Here is a 21,759-nt window from a genome sequence, read left to right on the forward strand (position 1 = left end):
GCTTGCGGGGGAGCTGCCGAAGGCTGAGGGGCGAGATAATAGCAAAAAACCTCGCTTTCACGAGGCTTAACCTAATATTGCCAACTGTCTGGGTCGATGCCCATTTCCCGCATTTTCTGCTTGGCTTCTTCAGGGATTTCGTCGCTGCGTTCCTTCATTAGGTCTTCATCGGTCGGCAGGGGCTGGCCGGTAAAGGCGTGTAAGAAGGCTTCACAGAGCAATTCGCTGTTAGTGGCATGGCGGAGGTTCTTGATTTGGCGGCGGGTGCGTTCGTTGGTCAAGATCTCCAAGACCTTAATCGGAATAGACACCGTGATTTTTTTAACCTGCTCGCTTTTTTTGCCATGTTCTGCATAAGGACTAATATATTGGCCGTTCCAGTTTGCCATCTTGCTTCCCCAAGAAAAAAATTGTGGTTATTCTAATCAAAATGAAGCCATCTCGCAATCTAGACGTCTAGATTTCTTTGGCTTTTGCTTTTATTATATAGGCTTTCGTAGGGTGCGTTCAAACGCACCAAATATTTATGGTGCGTTTGAACGCACCCTACACAGGAAATTGCTCATGTTAAAAATCAAACACCTAGGCTTAATCGCCAGTTTGGCTGTGGTCACAGCCTGCTCATCTTCTATCGATCCTGAAACTGGGCAACGTGCCGACCCGCTTGAGGGCTTTAACCGGGCCATGTGGTCGGTCAATTACAATGTGCTTGACCCTTATGTCTTCAAGCCAGTCGCCACAGGCTGGAAGGAATATGTGCCAAGCCCTATCAAAACAGGCTTAACCAATGTGGCCAGCAACCTAAGCGAACCGATGAGCTTTGTCAGCCGCCTGCTTGAGGGTGAGGGGCAAAAGGCTATGGTGCATTTTAACCGCTTTTGGATCAACTCCACTTTCGGCTTAGGCGGCTTGATTGACTGGGCCAGCCAAACGCCTGATTTGAAATTAGAAAACGGCCACCGCAGCCTGGGCGATACCCTGGGTGCTTACGGCGTGCCGACAGGCGCCTACATTATGCTGCCAGCCCTAGGCCCAACTACCCCTCGTGGCTTGGTGGGGACAGCCGGCAACTGGGCAGCCAATCAGGCCGCTGATCTACCTACAGCGGTAACCTTGGGAGCAGGGGCTGTGGATGCGATTGATACCCGAGCCAGCCTCCTAGATCAGGAAGCCTTGCTCAAGCAGTCCCAAGACCCTTATGTGACCTTCCGTGAAGCCTACTTCCAAAACCTCAACTTCAGGGTGTCTGATGGTAAGTCTGGTGCGCCTGAAGAAGAAACCTTGTCTGAAGAAGAATTAAAAAATATCGACTAACCGCAAGCGGTCTGTTCCTTGCAAAAATCTGCAAAAAAACAGACCGCTTGTTTTTTTAAGGAGCAAGTATGCAAGCCCAATTTATCCGCCAAGTGGCAGAAGGCATCAGCCTTGAACAGTTTAACCAAATCCCGGTTGTCGTGGTAAAACACCGCTTTTTTGAGGCCCAGGTGGCCCTGCAAGGGGCGCAGTTGATTAAGTGGCAGCCCGCAGGCCAAGCTGATGTACTTTGGCTGAGCGAAATCGAACCCTTTGAGCTGGGCACAGCTATTCGGGGCGGAATTCCCATCTGCTACCCTTGGTTTGGCGGCGTGAAAAGCCCTGCCCACGGCTTTGCCCGTATCCAGCTTTGGGAGTTTGAGGGCTACCGTGTCAATGAACACGGCGTACTATTAACCTTCCTCTTGCAAAAAGAGGGCGAAAACGGCCCGCTTGCCAAGGTAACCTTTCAGTTCAGCGAAAATAACTGCGAGGTTTTCTTCCGCCACCTAGGCTCAGAACCGGCCCAAGCCGCCCTGCATACCTACTTCAATGTGGCTGATATTGAACAAACCCTGGTGCATGGCCTGCCAAATCCTTGCTTTAACAGCCTAACCCAACAGGAAGAAGACGTGCCTTCGCCACGGGCCATTGCTGAAAATGTGGACTGTATCTACAAAACCCTGTCAGATGATGTGGAACAAGCCATTGAGGACAAGGGCAACCAGCGCCAAATTCTTATCAATCATCAGGAAGCCAGCGAGGTTGTCCTCTGGAACCCATGGCATAAGCCAACCAGCCAAATGAGCCAAGTGGGTTATAAGACCATGGTGTGTGTGGAAACCGCACGAATTTCCAGCCTGATGGAGGCAGAAGAAGAATTGTATTTGGGGATTTCGCTTAAAGCCTAAATTAGGCCGTGATGGCGCTAGCCTCTAGGCTAGTGCCGTTTTGATGGCTACCCAGCACCAGCCTGGAGGCTGGCGCTATCAAAGGCTATCAAAGAGATGTTCAACACTTAGCCAACCGATAAAGCCTAGCAATATTTTGGGCAGTGGAAATCAGGTTTTCCCTGCCCATTTTCAAGGTATCTTCCAAGGAATGCAGGTGGCGAATAATGGGGAAAACGGCATCAATGCCCTTGTCGTACACCACCTCATAATCCTCTTTTAGGCAACCTACCACGGCCACCACGGGTTTGCCAAATAACTTGGCGGCTTGTGCCACGCCCACAGGGGTTTTGCCCGAGGCCGTTTGGCTGTCCATGCGGCCCTCGCCTGTAATGACCAAGTCGGCCTTTGCAACAATTTCCATTAATTTGACCGCTTGTATGACAATCTCCACCCCAGGCTTAAGTTGGACTTGAGGCAGGAGCAGCAAGCCCCCGCCCATACCACCTGCCGCCCCACTGCCGGCCACCTCTCGAATGGCCAGGCCAAGCTGGGCTTCCACTACTTGGGAAAAATGATAGAGGGCTTGGTCTAGCTGCTCAACCATCTCCTCACTCGCCCCTTTTTGCGGGCCGAATACCGCCGAAGCCCCCTGTGGGCCACACAGGGGATTGTCCACATCGCAGGCTACTTCAAATTCTACTTGGGCCAATCTTGCATCCAGGCCGCTTAAATCCAGGCTTTGAATTTGGCTAAGGGCCTGGCCGCCTGGGCCGATATCTTGGCCTTGGGCATCTAAAAACCGTGCGCCCAAGGCTTGTAGCATACCAACCCCTCCATCATTGGTAGCACTGCCCCCAATGCCAAGCAGGCATTTTTTCACGCCTAAATCTAGGGCGGCTTGAATCAACTGGCCCGTGCCAAAACTGGTGGTCTTAAGCGGGTTTCGCTCTGCCATGGGCACCAAGTGCAGGCCTGAAGCGGCTGCCATTTCGATAATGGCTGTTTGGCCATCCCCGCTTAAGCCAAAGCTGGCCAGGGTTTTGTTGCCCAGGGGAGCCGTTACCTCCACCTCAATCAACCGGCCGCCCGTGGCATCCACCAAGGACTGCACCGTCCCCTCTCCCCCATCAGCCATGGGCACCTTAATACATTCAGCCTCTGGCAGAACCTTTTTAATCCCCTCCTCAAGCGCGCTGGCCACCTCAAGGGCAGTCAGGCTTTCTTTAAAACTATCTGGGGCAATAACAATCTTCATCTTATCTCCTTAGAGTAGAACAAGGGAAAGCAGGTAAACCGTGATAATACCCGTTACGCCCATAATAAAAGTCAGGGCGGTTTGGGTACGATAGCCCTGTTGTGGGCTGAGCTTGGTGAAATTGGTGACCACCCAGAAGTAGCTATCATTGGCATGGGACACACACATGGCCCCCGCAGCAATGGCCATAACCGTTAAGGCGGCGGCTATTTCAGAGGTCAGGCCTAGGGCAGCCATCAAGGAATCACTGGCATTAAACATGCCCATAATGGCTGCTGTGGTAATCATGGCCACGGTTGAGCTGCCTTGAGCCGTTTTGAGAATAGCGGAAATCAGGAAGGGGAAGAAAATACCAGCAGCACTGATAACATGGGCATTTTGCTTGATGTATTCCACAAAGCCTGCCTCTGTAATAACCTTACCCAGCACGCCGCCCGCTGCGGTAATAAATAGAATCGGGCCAACAATTTTCAGGGTTTCGTTAGTAAGGCTATCAAACTCTGCCATTTTTTGGCTGCTTACCAAGAGGAGTACAGCAAAAATCACCCCAATCGCCAAGGCAATAATGGGGTTACCCAAGAATAAAATCAGTTGCGCAAATCCGCCGGTTAGGCCCAAGATCTTGGCAATCGACCCCAGGGCCATAAGCAAAATCGGGCTAACAATCGGGGCAAGGCTGAGAAAGCCGCTTGGCAGTTTGCCATAATGCTTAAGCAGTTCATCATAACCTTGTGCAATCAGCGGATCAGTTCCCTCATCATTAACGGCGACCTTCTTGCCGATATATTTAGCAAAGGCATAGCTGGCCAAGAGAACAGGAATAGAGACCACAAAACCGATGCCAATCACCAAAAGCAGATTATGGCCCAAGCCCAAACCGCCAGCTACGGCAATCGGCCCTGGTGTAGGCGGAATAAAGACGTGGGAGGCATAAAGGCCTGCACTGAGGGCGACAGACATGCCCACGGCATTGGCAGCAATTTTCTTGCGAATGGCTTCCCGAATGGGGTTGAGCACCACAAAGCCACTGTCGCAAAAGACGGGAATGCCGACAACCCAGCCCATGATGAGCATGGCCAGCTCAGGACGTTTTTGCCCGACACGCTTGACCACCATATCAGCCAATTTCAAGGCAGCACCTGTTTTTTCTAGAATGGTGCCAATAATGGCCCCAAAGATAATCACAATCCCGATACTTTTAAAGATACCACTAAAACCCTCACCCAAGATGGCCGGAATCTTATTCAGATCGATACCGACCACCAAGGCCAGGGTTAAAGAAATAGACATTAGGGCAAGGAAGGGATGGACTTTAAGTTTTGCAATCATCCAAATCATCAAGGCAATGGCGATCACAAAGCAAATAATCAGACTGATACCGCTCATGGGAAGCTCCTTTTATGGTGAGAATTGGTTGCTAATAAACCACAAAATCAGGCACACCACAAGAGGGATTTAACAAATATTTAACAAAAACAGCTAAAAAAACAGCCAGCATCTGCTGGCTGTATTGAAAGGCCTTGTTGCCTATGGACGATATTTCCCGGCCATGGCTTGGTAAACGGCGTTTTCAGCTTGGATCAGGCTGTATTTGGCCTGGAGGACTGAAAGCTGGGAGTTTTTCTCGGTATTGACGGCGTTGATCCACTCACGGAATTCGGATACGCCCTGATCGTAGCGGTTTTTGTAGTATTGGCTGATCTTGCGGTTGTGCTCAAGGGTCTTTTGCAAGTTGGCCAGGTTGCTGCGATATTGACCGTAGGTGTAGTAGTAGGTGTCAATTTCGTTGAGGGCCGTGGTGACTGATTGTTGGTAATTCAGTTTAGCCGTTTCATAGCTGGCTTCGCTGATTTTCACGTTCCATTTAACACGGTTCCAGTCTAGGAAAGGCAGGCTGATGCCCAGTGTGCCGCCTAATACGGTGTTTTGGCCAACGGCTTGCACACTGCTGCCACTGCCAGTCAAGTTAGCACCGATGGTCACCGTTGGGAACCAGCTTTTTTCCATGGCACTTAGGCTGTTAAAGCTGCTTTGCAGGCGGGCTAGGCTGGCCTTGACATCTGGGCGGTTGGCAATGGTTGAAACTGGCACATTGAGGTTCACACCTTGTACTTTAACCTTAGACAGGCTGGCAGAATTGATAGCAAGCGGGTCATTTGGGCCTAAATTTAGCAAATTACGCAGGGTTTGCTCGGTTGTTTTTTGGCTAGAACGGAGGCTGATTAAGGTATTCTTGGCCGTTAAGACAGCTTGGTTGGCCTGTTCTACACTTAAACCATCAATGGCGCCGGCCTTGAGTTTGTTGTTGAGAATGCCTTGAATTTGCTCATAGTAGCGAATACTTTGCTGGGTCACGGCAATGGCTTCTTTGAGGTAGGCTAGGTTGTAATAGGCATTGATGGTGGAGTTGATCAAGGCTAAACGAGCCGCCGCTAAATCTTCTTGGCTGGCCTTGTGGGTCCACTCGGCAGCGGAGGCCGTATCGGCTAAACGCTTCCAGAGATCGATGGTGTAGCTGACATTGAGGCCTAGGCTATTGGTGCGGGTGGAGGTGCCAGTTGAAACGGCATTGTGGCTTGGGTCGCCCACGCCTTTGGAAAGGCCGGCCGAGCCTGAACCACTAAAACCTGGCACTAAATCTGCCCCAACTAGGTTGGCATTATAAAGGGCTTGATTAACGCTGATAGCGGCCTTGGCTAAATCTACGTTATTGCGAAGGGCCATTTCTACTAGGCGGTTGAGTTCACGGTCGTTATAGCCCTGCCACCATTGTTCGTTGATTTGGTATTGGCTGGTCAGGTCTTGGTATTGTTGGTAGTCCTGTTGGGCTTGTTCAAGCGAGCCATCTTGGCTCATTCTATTGGCACAGCCTGTAATGGCCAGGCCCAATAAGACCGTAAGGGTGATTTTTGAAAGTTGCATGCTGCTTTCCTTGGTAGAGAGAAAAATTTAGGGCGTATTCTAACCAAATACACCCTAATTCGCTAGGTTGGAAATGAACGATCATTCATTTTTTACAATAATTTAAATTCAGTAAAGGCTGAACACAGAAAGCCATGTCCTAGGGTAACGAGTTACCCTAGGTTAAATATAAACTTGCCCCTTTGGGGCAAAGAGTAACCACTCTCCCACAAAGCAGAACTGTGCAGTTATTATTTTAACTCCCTCCCCCGCTTGCGGGGAGGGCTGGGGTGGGGGATTGAGCGAAGCTCAAGATACAAGCGGGACAAAATCTAGGAATATTTGCAAATTTTGTGAAAATTTATAGCACTTTGCCTTTCGGCAAATCCCCCCACCCTAACCCTCCCCCGTAAACGGGGGAGGGGATCTTTCTCCTTCACGAGAACTTGGTAGTTCTGCTTCCCCAAAGGGGAATGTTTATGTTTAACCGTGGGTAAAAATTACCCACGGCCAAGGTTCAACACATCCACCACCGCTTGAGCCGCCTGTTCGTCTGCCCCGCATTGAATTTGCTGGTGCAGATCCTTAAAGCGAGCCTTGAGCTGGGCCTTTTGGGCTAGATCGTCTGGCTTGTTAGACAAGAAAGGCAGGAGGTGGGCCGCCAGGTTTTCAGGGTTGCAATCCTCCTGCACCAATTCCGCCACCAAGCCTTGCTGTGCCAGCAGGTTGGGCAGGGAAATATAATCAGTTTTAACCAATTTTTTAGCCAGCCAATAGGTCAGCGGTTTCATCTTATAGCCCACCACCATAGGCGATTTGCAGAGCATGGCCTCCAAGGCTGCTGTGCCTGAGGCCAGTAAGGTGGCTTCGGCTGCCATCATGGCGGCCCGAGCCTTGCCATCTAAGATCTTCACCTCTAAATCAGGAGCAACCTGGGCCTTGATGGCCTCAAATTGCTCAACCCGTTTTTGATTGACCAGGGGCACCAAAAATACCAAATCAGGATGTTGAACCTTGAGGAGCTGGGCGGTTTTGAGAAAAGGCTCGGTTAAAAAGCCTACCTCACTGCCACGGCTGCCGACCAAAATGGCCAGATAGCGTTTGGCAGGATCGAGACCTAGGCTTTGGCAGGCTTCTTCTCGGCTAGGCTCAAGGGCAATGGCATCAGCCATGGTGTGGCCAATAAAGCGGCAAGGGACATTGAAGCGGTCGTAAAAGGCCTTTTCAAAGGGCAGGAAGGCCAGCACCAGATTGGTGGCACGGGCAATCTTATGTACTCGATTTTGCCGCCAGGCCCAAACAGAGGGGCTAACATAGTGAATGGTTTTGATGCCTTGGGCCTTGAGTTTTTCCTCTACGCCCAGGTTAAAATCTGGAGCATCAATGCCGATAAAAACATCAGGCTTGAGGGCCAACATGGTGTCAATCACCTGCTTGCGGCGTTTGAGCAGGCGGGGCAGGTGCTTGACCACCTCGGCCAAGCCCATAACAGACAGCTCTTCCATATCAAAGAGGCTTTCACAGCCCTCGGCCAACATACGGGGGCCTGCCACGCCGATAAAACGGGCATGAGGGTAATGCCTTTTCAAGGCCTTGATAAGGCCAGCGCCCAAAATATCACCTGAAATTTCACCTGCCACCAGGGCAATAACTGGGTTCTGCATGGTTATTTGCTCTCGCCTTGTAGTTGGTTTTCTTCAGGGGTCTTATCTTCATCGAACTTAACCACTGGCACGCAGCCTCGGCAGCCGCCCTGCTCTACGCCTAGGTCTTTGCATAGGTCGTCGTATTTTTCCAGCATTTTTTTAAACCAGCTTTTTTCTTCTGCCATTCTTTACCTCGCTTACAAGCGGTTGGAATTTGCAAAAAAGCTGCAAAATATGACCGCTTGTTATCTAGACTTATCTAGACTTAAAACGGTGCGGTACAGTTCGACAAGCTCACTGACCGAACCTTAGAATTAATCTCGGAAATTATTAAACTGGAAAGGCTGGCCGAGTTCTGCCCCTTTGACCAGCTGAATCACACTTTGTAGATCATCACGGGATTTACCCGTTACTCGAACCTGATCCCCCTGGATCTGGGTTTGCACCTTGAGCTTGGAGTCCTTGATCAATTTAGTGATCTTCTTGGCCATGTCGGTTTCAATCCCCTGTTTGACCTTAACTTCCTTGCTGTAGAGCTTGCCGTGGTGTTCGTAGTTATCAGGAATATCCAGCGAGTTAGATTCGATACTACGCTTGATCATGGCATTGCGTAGGATGTCAATAAGCTGCTCCAACTGAAAGTCAGATTCTGTGGTCAGCTTGATGGTTTCCTTGCTTTCGTTGAGTTCAATTTCAGCATGAACATTGCGGAAATCGTAGCGGTTAGTTAGGTCACGGTTGGCGTTTTCCACCGCATTACGCACCTCGTGCATGGTCACTTCTGAAACAATATCAAATGATGGCATGATCAAATCCTCTTATGCTTGGTTAAAAAGAGCCTTGGCATGGAGTAAGACCACCAAGGCGGTTAAGTCGCCAAAGTTTACCACAAATTTGGCCTCTTCTTGCACTTTTGGTTTGGCATGGAGGGCAAGGCCTAAGCTGGCGGTTTTAAGCATGGGCAGATCGTTGGCTCCATCGCCCACAGCCACCCATTGGGTTTGTGGAATAGCGAATCTTTGCCCCAAGGCCTCTAAGGTTTCGGCCTTATATTGAGCATCAACCACACGGTCTAAGACTTGGCCGGTTAATTTGCCGTCCACAATTTCTAGCTGGTTAGACACGGCAAAATCCAGGCCATAGGTGTCTTTTAGGTAGTCGGCAAAATAGTCAAAACCGCCCGAGGCAATGGCCAGCTTCCAGCCTGCTTGCTTGAGGGTTTTAACCATGTCTTCAAACCCTTCCATAAGCGGTAGATTTTCCCGTACTTCTTGTAAAATGCTTTCAGGAGCGCCTTGGAGGGTGCCCACCCGCTTGCGTAGGCTTTGTTCAAAATCCAGCTCCCCCCGCATGGCACTGGCCGTGATGGCAGACACCACCTGGCCTGTGCCGGCCAGCTTGGCGATTTCATCAATGCACTCAATTTTAATGGCGGTGGAGTCCATATCCATGAGCAGAAGGCCAGGCTGGGCCAGGTTGGGGGTGATGTTGAGATGGGCCACATCACAGCCTAGCTGCTGGGCAACCTCTCGCAGATTCTCCGCCTGACTTTCAAAAAAGGCCAGTCGGTAGCCCAAGTATTGGGCCTGTTTGAGCAGGTGAGAGCTGGTCTTTTGGGCAAATTGTTCAATATGGGCCTGGCTAAGATGCTTGGCGTAAAGAAAGATGATGTTTTGCATGGTTTGTCCTGATTTGTAAAATTTTGCGGATATTTTACCGCTTGTAGGCTACAATAGCACCCTTATTTGTGAGGTTTTTATGTATATCAATCTTAGCCGTGACAAGCTCATAAAAAGCGGCGCTCTCATCGTGATTATCCTGCTCTGTGCCGCCGTGGTCGGGGTGATTCTGAGCGGCATCAATCAATTTAAGCTGGGTTCACAGCTGGCCAGCGTAAATCAGGTGTCTAATCTGTCCCACTTACTGGTCCGTCAGCAGGCCAATTTATTTGGTATTTTGTTGGATGGCAAGGCCAAACAAGATGAGCTGATCGAGGCCCTGGATAACCTCTCCCGAGAGGAATTTGTACTGGATGCCAGCCTCTATTCGGCTTCAGGCAAGCTGATTGCCCAAAGCCACCAGGCCGCCCCGCTTAAAAGCCTACTCAATCCACCAGAAGGGGCTGCCACCAACACCCAGCAGATTGTCGAGCCCATTATTATCCAGCAGAACTTGCAAGGTTTTATTCGGGTCACCTTTGATGCCCAATACGGCCAAACCACCAAAACCCGGGTTGATCAGCTCTTTCGCAATCTCTATGGCGAGCTGCTTATTCTCTTTCTAGCAGGCGGGCTTTTCGTCAGCTGCTTCTACCTCTTTCGCAAAAAAGCCCCACCTGTGCAGGCCAGCCCCAAAAACAGGGTGGCCAAGCCCAAGGGCCAGAGCCAGCGTTTTCACGCCCGCCGCAGACGCTTTTCTGCCTAAGAGATTGAAATTCGGCCCTATTGGCGTATAATAGCGCAGTTTTGTTGGGCTTGCCCAACGCCTTTTACAAACCAACCAAACAATACAAAGAGGAATAAATGGCTAAAGAAGATTGCATTGAAATGCAAGGCACAATTTTAGAAACCCTACCTAATACCATGTTCCGTGTGGAACTGGAAAACGGCCATGTGGTCACCGCCCACATTTCTGGCAAAATGCGTAAAAACTACATCCGTATTTTAACCGGCGATAAGGTCACCGTTGAAATGACCCCTTACGACCTCAACAAGGCACGCATTACCTTCCGAGCGAGATAAGAAACAAAAAAGCCAAAACACATGTTTTGGCTTTTTTTCTGGAATGATGCACTCACTTGCACAAAACGGTTGCTGAGCCTGTCGAAGCATTAGTTTTGTGCAAGATAGGCTAAAAAACTCATGGTTCGACAAGCTCACCAATCGTTTTTTAGCTTTGTAGCTTGTTTTCTACTCTTTTTTCTCTTTCTGCTGCTCTGCCCGCTTGCGGCGAATTTCTTTTGGGTCAGCCAAAAGGGGGCGGTAGATTTCAATTCTGTCGCCATCTTCTACCAAATCAGTTAGTTTGGCCGGCCGGCTGAAAATCCCTACCTTACTGGTTCGTAGGTCGATTTCCGTGTACTTTTGCAGGACGCCCGATTTCAAAATCACGTTCTGAATGCTGGCCGGCTCTTCCAACATCACCTTCTTGAGGAAGTATTTTTCAGGATAGGCATAGGCCACTTCTACGCTTAATTCAGCCACCATAAACCTCCTTGGCTCTTTGTTTGAAGGCCTGAATCATCTTTTGAATAAGCTCGTTAAAAATCTTGCCAAAGACCAAGGCCACCATAGGGCTTTCAAACTCAAAATCCAGTTGCAGAGAAATCCGACAGGTTTGTTCATCAAAGGGCTCAAAGCGCCAGGATCCTGATAGGTTTTTAAAGGGCCCCCGCACCAGTTCCATCTTGATTTCCCGGTTGGCAATCATGGTATTGTGGGTGGTAAAGCGTTGGCTAATGCCCAGTTTCTGAATGTGCAGCTCAGCCTCCAGCTCATCCTGGCCTTGAACCAGAGTCTTGGCCCCAACACAGCCAGAGATAAATTGGGGGTAGGCCTCGTAGTCATTGACTAGGCGGTACATTTGCTCAGCACTGTAGGCCACCAAGAGGGATTGATTAAGGCTAGGCATGATCTTCAAACCAAATTAGGGTGGCCATCCGCCCCGTTTTGCCTTCCTTACGGTAGGAAAAGAAGCGCTGGGTGTCAGTGTAGGTGCAGTAATCGCCGCCTGAAATCTGCTGGATCCCTAGCTTGTTGAGGCGTTGTTGGGCAATTTGGTAAAGATTGCCTAAAAACTTACCGCTTGCTCTTGGGTCTGGGCGAAAGGCCTTGATGGCTTCTGGATCAACTGCACAGAACTGTTCGACCACTTCCTGCCCCACCTGGAAGGCATTTTCGCCAATGGCCGGGCCAACCCAAACAATGATCTCTTCCATAGGGCAGTCAAAGGCCTTGGCGGTCTCTTCCAGAACCCCATCACAGAGGCCCCGCCAGCCGGCATGGGCAGCGGCCACTTGGTTGCCTTCCTTATTGCAGAACAGTACAGGCTGGCAGTCGGCGGTCATCACCAGGCAAACCTGCTTGGCTTGTTTAGTGTAGGCGGCATCAGCATTGAGATCAGTTCCCGTATAAGGCAAGTGCAATACCTTGGTAGTATGGCTCTGATCTAGGTAAAGAGGCACTTGGGGCAGTTTCAGACAAGCGGTCAAGATTTCCCGATTTTTTGCAACTGCTTCAGGGGCGTCCCCCACATGATTGCCTAGATTCAGGCTGTCAAAAGGCGATAGGCTGACCCCGCCCAAGCGGGTGGTGGTCAGGGCATGAACGTGGCCAGGCACATTCCAATTGGGTTTAATGAGCTCAAGCATTATTTACGTACCGCAATGGCTTCGATTTCAATGCCGACATCTTTCGGCAGACGAGCTACTTCTACACAAGAGCGAGCTGGGAAGGCGTGGTGGTTGTTTTCACGGAAGAAGGCTTCGTATTCGGCATTGACCCGAGCGAAGTCGTTGAGATCTTTAACAAAAACGGTGGTTTTGACAATGTCAGTCACTAAGAGACCGGCCTGTTCAATAATGGCCTTAACATTTTCTAGCGATTGACGGGTTTGGGCCACGATGTCAGACGGAATTTCGCCCGTGGCAGGCACGACCGGGATTTGGCCTGAGGTGAAAACCAAATTGCCCAAGTCCATGGCTTGAACATAAGGGCCGATGGCGGCCGGGGCTTTTTCGGTGTGGATGACGGTGGTCATGGGTGTTCTCCTTGTAAATTTTTGGGGAAAAATTACCGCTTGTATATAACAAATATGGATGGCGCAAGCGTCCTCGCTTGTGCCATCATGATTATGGCGAAGATTGATTTTTCAGCACCAGCGTGGACGCTGGCGCTATCCTAGGTAAGATCATACGGCTCGTATGATCTACAAAAAATAACCGCTTGAATATTAGGTATTCAAGCGGTGCTTGTCAAATAAGATCTTAAACGTGATTTAAATTCTCAACCAGGTTGCCTTCAATTTCATAAATGGCATCACCATTCTTGAAGAAAACATAGCCGCCATTTTTCATCTTAGTCCAGTTTTCATTCTTGGTTAAAGGCTGGGTGGTAATCACCGTTACCTTATCATTGGCTGTGGTGTATTGGCTAAAGTCAATCAACACATCATCATCCCGCAGGGCCTTGCCAAAAGGCGCTCGGCGGCAAACATAGTGAAGGTTGGTTGCACAACGGGCGATCATCCAGTGGCCGTTAGAGAGGATAAAATTCAAGACCCCGTGCTGGGCGATTTCAGAGGTGATTTCCACCACGGCATCAAAGATTTCTTTCTCTGTTGGCTCCTGTGGAAAGCGTTCTTTTAGGCGAGCCAAGAGGCAGCAGAAGGCGGCTTCCGAATCGGTTGTTCCAATAGGTTGATAGTGGCTGTTGGGGCAAACTTGTACGTCCACCGTGCCGTTGTGGGCAAAAACCCAGTTTTCGCCCCAGATTTCCCGAATAAAAGGGTGGGTGTTTTCGAGGTTCACATCGCCCTTGGTGGCCTTGCGGATATGGGCAATAACGTTAAGGGACTTGATGCGGTACTGGCTGACCAAATCGGCCATTGGGGAAGAGGCACCTGGGCGGTTATCCCGAAAGATACGCACACCCTTGCCTTCAAAAAAAGCGATACCAAACCCGTCTGTATGTTGATCGGTTAAGCCAGCCCGCCGTCGGAAACCTTCAAAAGAGAAGGTAATATCCGTTGGGGTATTACAATTCATTCCTAATAATTGGCACATAATATTTTATTCTTTTTGCATATGTTGAAACTGAAAAATCCTACCTACCAGCACGCTCTCTTTATGCGGTGTAAGCGGTGTGATTTAAGCCCAAATTTGCAAAGAATTCAATAGGGGCAGATCAATATTTTTGCATTAGTTAGACGATTTTCGCATAAGGGACAACAAAAAGAGTAAACCGCTGGCCACCACCACCGATGGGCCTGCTGGCGTGTCCTTCCAGGCCGATAAGCCCAGGCCTAAAGTAATAGCCACCATACTCAGCAAAATAGCCCCCAAAACCATGCCTTCGGGGGTTTTGGCAAAGCGTCTGGCCGTGGCTGAGGGAATGATCAGGAGCGAGGTAATAATGAGCGCCCCCACAAACTTCATACTCAAGGCAATGGTGAGTGCAGTTAGCAACATAAGCAACAGACGCAGGCGAGCCACATTCAAGCCCTCAATTTGGGCCAGTTCAGGGCTGATGGTAATGGACAAGAGCTGCTTCCAGAAAAAGCCTAGGAGGGAGGCAATGATAATAACGCCCACGCCGATAAAGGCTACATCATTTAGATTTATGGCCAGCAGATCACCAAAGAGATAGGACATAAGATCAACCCGCACATTGTCCAAGAGGCTGATAGTAATCACCCCCAAAGACAGGCTGGAATGGGCGATAATGCCCAGCATGGTATCCACCGAGAAGCTGGTGCGTTGTTCCAGCCAGACCAGAAGCAGGGCTAGAAGGACGGTCATGCCGATCACAGCCAGATAAGGGTCCAGCTGGAGAAAAATGCCCAGGGCCACGCCTAGGAGGGCGGAATGGGAAAGCGTGTCTCCAAAATAGGCCATCTTCCGCCAGACCACAAAGGCGCCCAAGGGGGCGGTGATAAAGGTTAAGAGTATGCCTGCCAGCCAGGCGGGGAGGAGGATTTCTAGCATGGTTTCCTTTATATATCTTTCGCTTTGCAAGATGGCGCAAGCGTCCTCGCTTGTGCCCCCTGTATTCTCATTTATAAGCACCAGCCTGGAGGCTGGCGCTATCTTTTCTTGAGGAAATTTTTTTACTTACAATGGCACTCGCCATTACACACATCCCCATGCAAATTATGGTGATGATTATGGCGGTGGCTGTAAAAGGCCACGTTTTGGGCGAATTGGTCGCCGAAAAAGTGGATAAAACTGGGTTCATTGGTAATGGTTTCGGGCGTGCCAGCACAGCAGATATGCTTATTAACGCATAAAACCTCGTCCGTATTGGCCATCACGATGTTTAAATCGTGGGAAACCATCAAAATGGCACAATTTAGCCAGCTGCGGGTGCGATTTAGTAGTTGATAGAGTTCCGTTTGCCCTGTAATATCCACTCCCTGCATGGGTTCATCCAAAACCAAGAGCTGGGGCTTGTCTAAAATTGCCCGAGCCAGTAAGACCCGTTGTAGTTCGCCGCCCGAGAGCTTCTGCATACTGTTTTGCCTTAAATGTACAATGGAAAAGAGGCTCAAGGCCTCATCAATGGCCGCGGGTTTGACCTTGGGTTTCAGGCTCAGAAACTTAACAACGGTCATGGGCATTGAGGGGTCAAGATGCAGCTTTTGCGGCACATAACCGATTTTTAAGCCCTTGCGGTGGGTAACCTTGCCCTGGCTGGGTTTGAGCAACTTTAAAAGCACCTTAAGCAGGGTGGATTTTCCCCCGCCATTCGGCCCCACAATGGTGGTAATGGAGTTGGGGTAGAGAGTTAAATTGATATTTTGCAGGGCGGTTTGGCCGTCGAATTCCACTTGAATACCTTCAAGCGAAACCAGGGCGGGGGATTTATTAACCGCACTTAAACGATGGATCTGCATAACATAAAAATTTTAGGGAATTGATTTGGCCTGCAACTTACCCGATTTTATTTGGCCTGACAATAACAAGCGGTCGAATTTGTAAAAAAACTTGCAAATCTGACCGCTTGTGACGAACTTTCGAGAGCCTAGGCTGTCGATTTTTGATGATTTAAAAGATTTAAACAGGTTGCCCCAAGGGCGGCCTGAAAGAACAGGATGATATTTTGCAAAAGATTGTATTTGCCCGAGATAGACGGAAAAAGAAGGCCAGGATAAAGCTGATTTTATTCTTCCTAGCCCTCTGCTCCCTGGGCGTGGGGATCTTGCTGGTTCTGCAAGACCACCAAAAGGCCAATTCTCGCTCGCCTTTTCCGCAAGATTTTACCTTTACCATTGATGAAATTGAGGAAAACCCACTTTTCGACAGTATTGACTTTGCCAAGGCCATTGCCGAACAAGCCCTGCAACTGGCCCAAGAGGGCGAGCAGGCCGATGGCTTTTCAGGCGATGATGGCGATGCCCTGGCCCACAGTGATGATCCTGCCGCAGGCAGCGATCAACAGCATGATGATGTCATTTCCGCCGATGGTGATGAAGACGCCATTGCCGATAATGCCCACCCTGACTTGACCCCTGAGGCCAAAAACGTACTAGAAGAATTGCTGGAGATTGCCAGCCAGGCCCAGCGGATCAAAAACCAGTTCAGCCATACCGTGGCCCGTGGCGATAAGCTAAAAGACGTGCTTGAACATTCAGGCCTAGACAACCGTGTCGCCCAGGGCTTGATCAAACAATCCCCAGGCCTGGCCAACTTGGCTGTGGGCCAACAATTTTATTGGACCTTAGATGCCAACGGCGAGCTGGACTATCTCAACTGGTTGGTGTCTGAAAAAGAAGAACAGATCTTCCAACGCACAGGCAAAAACCAGTACACCCGCAAGATCATTGCCAAAAAGGGCGAATGGAAGCAAGATGTGGTTAAGGGCACTATTCAAAATGGGCTGGCCAACAGCCTCAAGGCCATAGGCCTATCCCAGCGGCAAATCAACTCGCTTATCAGCGGCCTACAGTGGCAAATTGCCACCAACAAGCTCAAGAAGGGCGATAAGTTTGCCGTACTGGTTCGCCGAGAATACATCAACGGCAAGGTGACCGAACTGGGCAATGTGGAGGCCATTCATGTGGTCAGCGGGGGCAAGAGTTACTATGCCATTTTGGCTGATAACGGACGTTTTTATAACCGCCATGGCGAAACCCTGGGCAAGGGCTTTGCCCGTATTCCTCTCTTGGGTGGAGCCAGGGTTTCATCGCACTTTAACCCACGTCGGGTTCACCCCATCACCCGCCGCCTACGCCCACATAAGGGGGTAGATTTTGCAGTGAAAATCGGCACACCGATTATTGCCCCTGCCGATGGCAAGGTGGTGGCCGTGTCCTACCAGGCCCGTGGGGCTGGCCGCTATATTAAGCTACAACACGGCTCCCAATATGCCACGGTTTATATGCACCTCAGCCGTTCACTGGTCAAAGTGGGCCAGCAGGTGAAAAAAGGCCAGCGGATTGCCCTGTCTGGCAACACAGGTGGCTCAACTGGCCCACATCTGCATTATGAATTCCACATCAACGGCTATCCTGTCAATCCGATGACCGTGAAACTGCCTGGCACGGGCGCCAGTATGCCAGACAAAGAACGTAAGGCCTTCTTAGCCAAGGCTAAAAATATTGAAGCAAGACTTAAACTCTAAAAGGAACCCTATGAAAAAATTAACCCTCTTAAGCCTGGCCCTGATGAGTGCCAGCCTCATGGCCAACGATACCAATCTCAAAACCCAACTGGAAAAAATGGGGGCAAGCAATGTGAAAATCAGCGACTCTGCCCTGCCAAACTTTAAGACGGCCATTGCTGATCAAGGCGTCTTACACATTAGCCAGGACGGCCGTTTTGTAATCCAAGGCCAAATTCTGGAAATCAAAAATGGCAAGGCAGTGGACATCACCAACCACGCCCTCTTGGCGGATCTCAAGGCTTTTGAACCTGAAATGATTGTTTACCCAGCCAAAAACCAAAAGCATGTGGTCACGGTCTTTATGGACATCACCTGCCACTACTGCCACCTGCTCCACGAGCGTATTAAGGAATATAACGATCTGGGGATTACCATCCGTTATTTGGCCTTCCCTCGTGGCGGCATGGACACTCAAACTGCCAAGCAGATGGAAGCCATTTGGACTTCTACAGACAAGGTGCAAGCCCTCAACGATGCCGAAAATGGCAAGCTCCCAAACCAGCAAAAAACGCCTAATATTGTGAAAAAACACTATGAGCTAGGCCTAAAATTTGGGGTTAATGGCACGCCCAATATGATCACCGAAACAGGTGAGTTGATTGGGGGGTATGTCGAGCCGAAGGCCTTGTTGGAAATGCTTGAAAATTAAGATCTGTTATCCCCCCCTCCGCCTGTGGCACCTCCCCCGCAAGCGGGTGGAGGGAAGTGTTTATCAAGATCTCTATAAACTTCGCTCCCTCCGCTTGCGGGGGAGCTGCCCGACGGGCTGAGGGGGGATTATCAACAAAACCTAAGAATAATAATTCACCGTGCAAAAAATCATTCAAAAACGACCGCTTGTAAGCCACCAAACCCTGTCTGATCACCCGCTCCTCAACCGCCTCTATCAAGCCCGAGGGGTCAAATCTCCCCAAGAGCTGGAGCATTCACTCAAACAGCTCCACCGCCCCGATCAACTGGCCAATATGAGCCAGGCTGTCGATCTCTTGGTGGAAGCCTATCAAAACCAGTCTCGTATTATGATTGTGGGCGATTTTGATGCGGACGGCGCCACCAGTACTGCCCTAGCCCTCTTAGCCTTACGCCAGTTTGGCTTTAGTCAGGTGGACTACCTCATTCCAGACCGCTTTACCCAGGGCTATGGCCTCAGCCTCAATGTAGCCGAAATGGTGCTGGCCAAGGGAGCGGATTTGGTGATGACTGTGGATAACGGCATTTCCTCTCTTGAAGGCATTGCCTTGTTGAAAGCACAAGGCATCAAGGTGCTAGTAACCGACCACCACTTGCCACCTGATGAATTGCCTGAAGCCGATGCCATGGTCAATCCCAACCTGGCCAACTGCCCCTTCCCTTCTAAAAATCTGGCCGGCGTGGGGGTCACCTTCTACACCATGATGGCCCTGCGTAGCCGCCTGCGGGAGATGCAGGCCTTTGTAGGCAAGGAACCTAACCTGGCAGAACTGCTGGATTTGGTGGCCTTGGGCACGGTGGCTGATGTGGTGCCGCTGGATCAAAACAATCGAATTTTAGTTCACCAAGGCCTCAACCGTATGCGATCAGGCCATTGCCGGGCCGGCATCCGTGCCTTGTGTGAGGTGGCCAAGCGGGATTTGACCAAACTCCAGGCCAGTGACCTGGGCTTTGCGATTGCCCCAAGGCTGAATGCGGCTGGCCGCTTGGAAAATATGTCGCTAGGTGTGGAGCTGCTTATTTGTGAAAATATGGATCTAGCCCGCCAATTTGCCTTGGAGCTGGACAGCCTCAACCAGGCCCGCAAGGAATTTGAAGAAGAGATGAAAACCGAGGCCCTGGCCATTTGTGCCAAGCTCCCGAGTTTAAGCCAAAAAGAAACAGCCCACGGGATTGTGCTTTATCAGCCCGACTGGCACCAGGGCGTGATTGGGATTCTGGCCTCCCGCATTAAGGATCAGTTCCACCGGCCTGTAGTGGCCTTTGCCCAAGAAAATGAAGATAGCGACCTAATCAAGGGTTCTGCCCGTTCCATTGAAGGCCTACATATGCGGGATTTACTGGAACGGATTGACCAAAAAGCGCCCAATTTGCTCCTTAAATTCGGCGGCCATGCCATGGCAGCAGGTTTGACCATTCATCAGGATAAGTTCTTGGCCTTTCAAGACATTTTTGACCAAACCATCAACGAAATGCTGGATCCCTCGCAGCTACAAGGCATTATTTATACCGATGGAGAGCTGCTTGCAAAAGAATTTAATTTAGACACCGCTTGCTTGCTCAAACAGGCCGGCCCCTGGGGCCAACACTTTCCCGAACCGCTGTTTGAGGGCGAATTTAAGATCTTGCAGCAACGTCTTTTAGGCGGCAAGCACCTGAAAATGATGATTGAGGCCCATAACCAGCTCTTTGATGCCATTATGTTTAATGCCGATTTAAGGCGTTTTCCTGATTTATCTATCAAGCAGGCTAGATTTGTTTTTAGCCTTGAGGTCAATGAATTTCGGGGCAATACCAATCTACAATTACTGGTAAAACACCTGCTTGTGTAAATTGTTGCAAAGGTATGGAAATTATTGCTTTTGTATTGTAGAATTCGCTGTCTTTTTGCCCTTTTTGTATTGGCAAACTGAACATGTTAAAAAATTATTGTTTTAATTAAGGACAACCTACGATGAAAAAAACAACTGTTTTTCGTGGCTTGTTATTATCAGGCGTTGCTCTAGCAGTAGCCGCTTGTGGTAACCTAAGCAACGTTTCAAAAGAAGGCACTACTGACAATCCAGTATTCCCTGATATTTCTAAATCTCTTTACAACCACGACGGTTCTGCCTTCGGTACTTGGGTAAACTGGGAAAATGTACGTCAAGTTGAAAAAGGTATGAACAAGGATCAACTTTACTACCTTCTTGGCCGTCCACACTTTGCTGAAGGCCTCTACAGCGTACGTGAATGGGACTATGTGTTTAACTACCGTGAAAATGGCGTACACAAGGTATGTCAATACAAGGTTTTATTTGACACAAACATGAATGCCCAAACCTTCTTATGGTATCCAAACGGCTGTAACAGCGAACAAGCAACTGAATTCAACCTCAGCGGCGACTTCCTCTTCGACTTCGACAAAGACAACCTCAAAACACAAGGTAACGAAGTGGTTGATAGCGTAGCTGCCCAACTTAAAGCCTCTGGCGCACAAAACGTGAAAGTAGCAGGTTACACAGACCGTCTAGGTTCAGTAAACTACAACTTAAATCTTTCACAACGTCGTGCAAACATGGTTAAAGCTCGCTTAATCCAACAAGGCGTGACAGCTAACATCGAAGCTGTTGGTTACGGTAAAGCTAACCAAGTTAAGGCTTGTGACGGCGAAACTGGCCAAGCACTCAAAGACTGCTTACGTCCTAACCGTCGTGTTGTGATTACTGCCAACGGTGCAGTATTAAAACAAGCGGCTGGCGGCAGTGAGAAAGTTGCAGGTCCAATCGGCCCAGCTCCACTCTACCAAACTCCAGCTTACAAAGATGGTTTAAACCGTTAATCTTTAAGTAATGAAAAGAAAGGGCTATAATAGCCCTTTCTTTTTTTGTCTCTGGAGTTTTCTATGTCCTACCAAGCCCTGGCCTTCGATCTAGACGGCACCCTACTTTCCAGCTCAGCCACCATTCTTGAATCCAGCAAAGAAGCCATTAAAGCAGCCCAAGCCAAGGGGCTGAAGGTCTTTATTGTTACTGGCCGCCACCACACTGCGGTTCGCCCTTATTATGCAGAATTAGGCCTAGATACGCCTGTTATCTGCTGTAACGGCACCTACCTTTATGATTTCAAAAATGATCAGGTGCTGTGGGGTAATCCTTTAACGGGCCCGCAGGCGGAAAGGCTGATCAAGGCTGCCAAGGCAGAAAATATCCACGTTTCCGTTTATGTACGGGATGCCATGACCTATGAAAGCCTCAATGCCCACTTCACCAAGTTCCTCAAATGGGTTAATGCTTGTGATGAAAGCGTCCGCCCCGATGTCCATAAGGTGGAAAACTACCAGGATTTCATTGACCAAGGCATCACCATTTGGAAGGTCTTGATCAGCGACCCAGATCTGGCAAAAATGCAAAAATTTGTGGAAAACCTACCGCTTGATGAGTTCAGCCCAGAATGGTCTTGGGTGGACAGGGTGGATATTACCGCTGTCGGCAACAGCAAGGGGGCTTGCCTGGCAAAATTGCTTGAATTAGAATACATCGAGCCAAAAAACGTAATCGCCTTTGGGGATAACTTCAACGATATCAGTATGCTCAAATTGGCTGGCATGGGCATTGCCATGGCAGAGGCCGAGCCAGAGGTGCAGGCGGCAGCCAATCTGGTTATCGGCTCCAACAATGAGGACAGCATTGCCCAAGCCCTCAAGCAACTTCTGGCCTAAG

General features: G+C 49.7%; 23 protein-coding genes. 9 read left to right on the forward strand and 14 right to left on the reverse strand.

The features are described from left to right. Positions 1 to 71 precede the first annotated feature (71 nt). Complete coding sequence (locus A4G20_08445) at positions 72 to 389, reverse strand: transcriptional repressor protein MetJ (GenBank protein QIW16362.1); 318 nt, start codon at positions 387 to 389, stop codon at positions 72 to 74. Between the two features lie 175 nt (positions 390 to 564). On the opposite strand from A4G20_08445, the gene A4G20_08450 reads away from it, so the two are divergent. Together A4G20_08450 and A4G20_08455 are read left to right on the forward strand one after the other, a co-directional pair. Continuing rightward, positions 565 to 1,314 (forward strand): hypothetical protein, encoded by a 750-nt coding sequence (locus A4G20_08450; GenBank protein ID QIW16363.1) that lies wholly within the window; start codon positions 565 to 567, stop codon positions 1,312 to 1,314. Between the two features lie 68 nt (positions 1,315 to 1,382). Beyond that, positions 1,383 to 2,204, forward strand: coding sequence for a D-hexose-6-phosphate mutarotase (locus tag A4G20_08455; protein ID QIW16364.1), 822 nt, complete (start codon positions 1,383 to 1,385; stop codon positions 2,202 to 2,204). 100 nt (positions 2,205 to 2,304) lie between these two features. Here A4G20_08455 and A4G20_08460 read toward each other — a convergent pair whose 3' ends face one another. The 6 genes from A4G20_08460 to A4G20_08485 all read right to left on the reverse strand — a co-directional run bounded on the left by A4G20_08460 (position 2,305) and on the right by A4G20_08485 (position 9,667). Then, positions 2,305 to 3,441 (reverse strand): glycerate kinase, encoded by a 1,137-nt coding sequence (locus tag A4G20_08460; protein QIW16365.1) that lies wholly within the window; start codon positions 3,439 to 3,441, stop codon positions 2,305 to 2,307. A gap of 9 nt (positions 3,442 to 3,450) precedes the next feature. Then, a complete protein-coding gene (locus A4G20_08465; GenBank protein QIW16366.1) occupies positions 3,451 to 4,827 on the reverse strand; it encodes a gluconate transporter in 1,377 nt (458 codons plus the stop codon). Positions 4,828 to 4,968: 141 nt separating this feature from the next. Continuing rightward, positions 4,969 to 6,363 carry a hypothetical protein gene (locus A4G20_08470; protein QIW16367.1) on the reverse strand — a complete coding sequence of 465 codons (1,395 nt, stop codon included), beginning with the start codon at positions 6,361 to 6,363 and terminating at the stop codon, positions 4,969 to 4,971. 479 nt (positions 6,364 to 6,842) lie between these two features. Further along, a complete protein-coding gene (locus tag A4G20_08475; GenBank protein ID QIW16368.1) occupies positions 6,843 to 8,006 on the reverse strand; it encodes a lipid-A-disaccharide synthase in 1,164 nt (387 codons plus the stop codon). 296 nt (positions 8,007 to 8,302) lie between these two features. Continuing rightward, positions 8,303 to 8,794: a YajQ family cyclic di-GMP-binding protein gene (locus A4G20_08480; GenBank protein QIW16369.1), complete on the reverse strand. Its 492-nt coding sequence runs from the start codon at positions 8,792 to 8,794 to the stop codon at positions 8,303 to 8,305. A gap of 12 nt (positions 8,795 to 8,806) precedes the next feature. Then, positions 8,807 to 9,667, reverse strand: coding sequence for a phosphoserine phosphatase SerB (locus tag A4G20_08485; GenBank protein QIW16370.1), 861 nt, complete (start codon positions 9,665 to 9,667; stop codon positions 8,807 to 8,809). 79 nt (positions 9,668 to 9,746) lie between these two features. Here A4G20_08485 and A4G20_08490 point away from each other — a divergent pair, with 79 nt between their 5' ends. Next, the gene (locus A4G20_08490; protein QIW16371.1) at positions 9,747 to 10,412 is read left to right on the forward strand and encodes a hemolysin regulation protein AhpA; all 666 of its coding nucleotides are present in this window, start codon (positions 9,747 to 9,749) and stop codon (positions 10,410 to 10,412) included. Between the two features lie 98 nt (positions 10,413 to 10,510). After that, positions 10,511 to 10,729, forward strand: a complete 219-nt coding sequence (locus tag A4G20_08495) for a translation initiation factor IF-1 (GenBank protein ID QIW16372.1) — start codon at positions 10,511 to 10,513, stop codon at positions 10,727 to 10,729. A gap of 168 nt (positions 10,730 to 10,897) precedes the next feature. Here the strand turns inward: A4G20_08495 and A4G20_08500 are convergent, their stop codons facing one another. The 7 genes from A4G20_08500 to znuC all read right to left on the reverse strand — a co-directional run bounded on the left by A4G20_08500 (position 10,898) and on the right by znuC (position 15,599). Continuing rightward, positions 10,898 to 11,194, reverse strand: coding sequence for an RnfH family protein (locus tag A4G20_08500; GenBank protein QIW16373.1), 297 nt, complete (start codon positions 11,192 to 11,194; stop codon positions 10,898 to 10,900). Continuing rightward, positions 11,184 to 11,618 (reverse strand): ubiquinone-binding protein, encoded by a 435-nt coding sequence (locus A4G20_08505; GenBank protein QIW16886.1) that lies wholly within the window; start codon positions 11,616 to 11,618, stop codon positions 11,184 to 11,186. Before A4G20_08505 ends, A4G20_08500 begins: the two co-directional genes overlap by 11 nt. Continuing rightward, positions 11,611 to 12,357 (reverse strand): multi-copper polyphenol oxidoreductase, encoded by a 747-nt coding sequence (locus A4G20_08510; protein QIW16374.1) that lies wholly within the window; start codon positions 12,355 to 12,357, stop codon positions 11,611 to 11,613. Before A4G20_08510 ends, A4G20_08505 begins: the two co-directional genes overlap by 8 nt. Continuing rightward, positions 12,357 to 12,746: a reactive intermediate/imine deaminase gene (locus A4G20_08515; GenBank protein ID QIW16375.1), complete on the reverse strand. Its 390-nt coding sequence runs from the start codon at positions 12,744 to 12,746 to the stop codon at positions 12,357 to 12,359. The genes A4G20_08510 and A4G20_08515 overlap by 1 nt, the downstream gene beginning before the upstream one ends. 226 nt (positions 12,747 to 12,972) lie before the next feature. Next, positions 12,973 to 13,770: a class II glutamine amidotransferase gene (locus A4G20_08520; GenBank protein QIW16376.1), complete on the reverse strand. Its 798-nt coding sequence runs from the start codon at positions 13,768 to 13,770 to the stop codon at positions 12,973 to 12,975. Between the two features lie 135 nt (positions 13,771 to 13,905). Then, complete coding sequence (gene znuB / locus A4G20_08525; GenBank protein QIW16377.1) at positions 13,906 to 14,691, reverse strand: zinc ABC transporter permease; 786 nt, start codon at positions 14,689 to 14,691, stop codon at positions 13,906 to 13,908. Between the two features lie 122 nt (positions 14,692 to 14,813). Continuing rightward, positions 14,814 to 15,599, reverse strand: coding sequence for a zinc ABC transporter ATP-binding protein ZnuC (gene znuC, locus A4G20_08530; protein QIW16378.1), 786 nt, complete (start codon positions 15,597 to 15,599; stop codon positions 14,814 to 14,816). A gap of 206 nt (positions 15,600 to 15,805) precedes the next feature. Here znuC and A4G20_08535 point away from each other — a divergent pair, with 206 nt between their 5' ends. The 5 genes from A4G20_08535 to A4G20_08555 all read left to right on the forward strand — a co-directional run bounded on the left by A4G20_08535 (position 15,806) and on the right by A4G20_08555 (position 21,758). Further along, complete coding sequence (locus tag A4G20_08535) at positions 15,806 to 17,326, forward strand: peptidase M23 (protein ID QIW16379.1); 1,521 nt, start codon at positions 15,806 to 15,808, stop codon at positions 17,324 to 17,326. Positions 17,327 to 17,336: 10 nt separating this feature from the next. After that, positions 17,337 to 18,017, forward strand: coding sequence for a bifunctional protein-disulfide isomerase/oxidoreductase DsbC (locus A4G20_08540; protein ID QIW16380.1), 681 nt, complete (start codon positions 17,337 to 17,339; stop codon positions 18,015 to 18,017). Between the two features lie 160 nt (positions 18,018 to 18,177). Next, the gene (locus A4G20_08545) at positions 18,178 to 19,890 is read left to right on the forward strand and encodes a single-stranded-DNA-specific exonuclease RecJ (GenBank protein QIW16381.1); all 1,713 of its coding nucleotides are present in this window, start codon (positions 18,178 to 18,180) and stop codon (positions 19,888 to 19,890) included. 122 nt (positions 19,891 to 20,012) lie between these two features. After that, positions 20,013 to 20,879, forward strand: coding sequence for a plastocyanin (locus tag A4G20_08550; GenBank protein QIW16382.1), 867 nt, complete (start codon positions 20,013 to 20,015; stop codon positions 20,877 to 20,879). Positions 20,880 to 20,942: 63 nt separating this feature from the next. Further along, a complete protein-coding gene (locus tag A4G20_08555) occupies positions 20,943 to 21,758 on the forward strand; it encodes an HAD family hydrolase (protein QIW16383.1) in 816 nt (271 codons plus the stop codon). Position 21,759 lies beyond the last annotated feature (1 nt).

The organism is Pasteurellaceae bacterium RH1A, assembly GCA_012221805.1.
Classification (GTDB): Bacteria; Pseudomonadota; Gammaproteobacteria; order Enterobacterales; family Pasteurellaceae; genus RH1A.

Excerpts from the sequence above, each read along its gene's own strand:
- A4G20_08485 (QIW16370.1), bottom strand. The coding sequence starts at position 9,667 with ATGCAAAACATCATCTTTCTTTACGCCAAGCATCTTAGCCAGGCCCAT.
- znuC (QIW16378.1), bottom strand. The coding sequence starts at position 15,599 with ATGCAGATCCATCGTTTAAGTGCGGTTAATAAATCCCCCGCCCTGGTT.
- A4G20_08460 (QIW16365.1), bottom strand. The coding sequence starts at position 3,441 with ATGAAGATTGTTATTGCCCCAGATAGTTTTAAAGAAAGCCTGACTGCC.
- A4G20_08500 (QIW16373.1), bottom strand. The coding sequence starts at position 11,194 with ATGGTGGCTGAATTAAGCGTAGAAGTGGCCTATGCCTATCCTGAAAAA.
- A4G20_08555 (QIW16383.1), top strand. The coding sequence starts at position 20,943 with ATGTCCTACCAAGCCCTGGCCTTCGATCTAGACGGCACCCTACTTTCC.
- A4G20_08450 (QIW16363.1), top strand. The coding sequence starts at position 565 with ATGTTAAAAATCAAACACCTAGGCTTAATCGCCAGTTTGGCTGTGGTC.
- A4G20_08470 (QIW16367.1), bottom strand. The coding sequence starts at position 6,363 with ATGCAACTTTCAAAAATCACCCTTACGGTCTTATTGGGCCTGGCCATT.
- znuB (QIW16377.1), bottom strand. The coding sequence starts at position 14,691 with ATGCTAGAAATCCTCCTCCCCGCCTGGCTGGCAGGCATACTCTTAACC.
- A4G20_08475 (QIW16368.1), bottom strand. The coding sequence starts at position 8,006 with ATGCAGAACCCAGTTATTGCCCTGGTGGCAGGTGAAATTTCAGGTGAT.
- A4G20_08505 (QIW16886.1), bottom strand. The coding sequence starts at position 11,618 with ATGCCTAGCCTTAATCAATCCCTCTTGGTGGCCTACAGTGCTGAGCAA.
- A4G20_08445 (QIW16362.1), bottom strand. The coding sequence starts at position 389 with ATGGCAAACTGGAACGGCCAATATATTAGTCCTTATGCAGAACATGGC.
- A4G20_08495 (QIW16372.1), top strand. The coding sequence starts at position 10,511 with ATGGCTAAAGAAGATTGCATTGAAATGCAAGGCACAATTTTAGAAACC.
- A4G20_08480 (QIW16369.1), bottom strand. The coding sequence starts at position 8,794 with ATGCCATCATTTGATATTGTTTCAGAAGTGACCATGCACGAGGTGCGT.
- A4G20_08465 (QIW16366.1), bottom strand. The coding sequence starts at position 4,827 with ATGAGCGGTATCAGTCTGATTATTTGCTTTGTGATCGCCATTGCCTTG.
- A4G20_08550 (QIW16382.1), top strand. The coding sequence starts at position 20,013 with ATGAAAAAAACAACTGTTTTTCGTGGCTTGTTATTATCAGGCGTTGCT.
- A4G20_08455 (QIW16364.1), top strand. The coding sequence starts at position 1,383 with ATGCAAGCCCAATTTATCCGCCAAGTGGCAGAAGGCATCAGCCTTGAA.
- A4G20_08515 (QIW16375.1), bottom strand. The coding sequence starts at position 12,746 with ATGACCACCGTCATCCACACCGAAAAAGCCCCGGCCGCCATCGGCCCT.
- A4G20_08520 (QIW16376.1), bottom strand. The coding sequence starts at position 13,770 with ATGTGCCAATTATTAGGAATGAATTGTAATACCCCAACGGATATTACC.
- A4G20_08490 (QIW16371.1), top strand. The coding sequence starts at position 9,747 with ATGTATATCAATCTTAGCCGTGACAAGCTCATAAAAAGCGGCGCTCTC.
- A4G20_08510 (QIW16374.1), bottom strand. The coding sequence starts at position 12,357 with ATGCTTGAGCTCATTAAACCCAATTGGAATGTGCCTGGCCACGTTCAT.
- A4G20_08540 (QIW16380.1), top strand. The coding sequence starts at position 17,337 with ATGAAAAAATTAACCCTCTTAAGCCTGGCCCTGATGAGTGCCAGCCTC.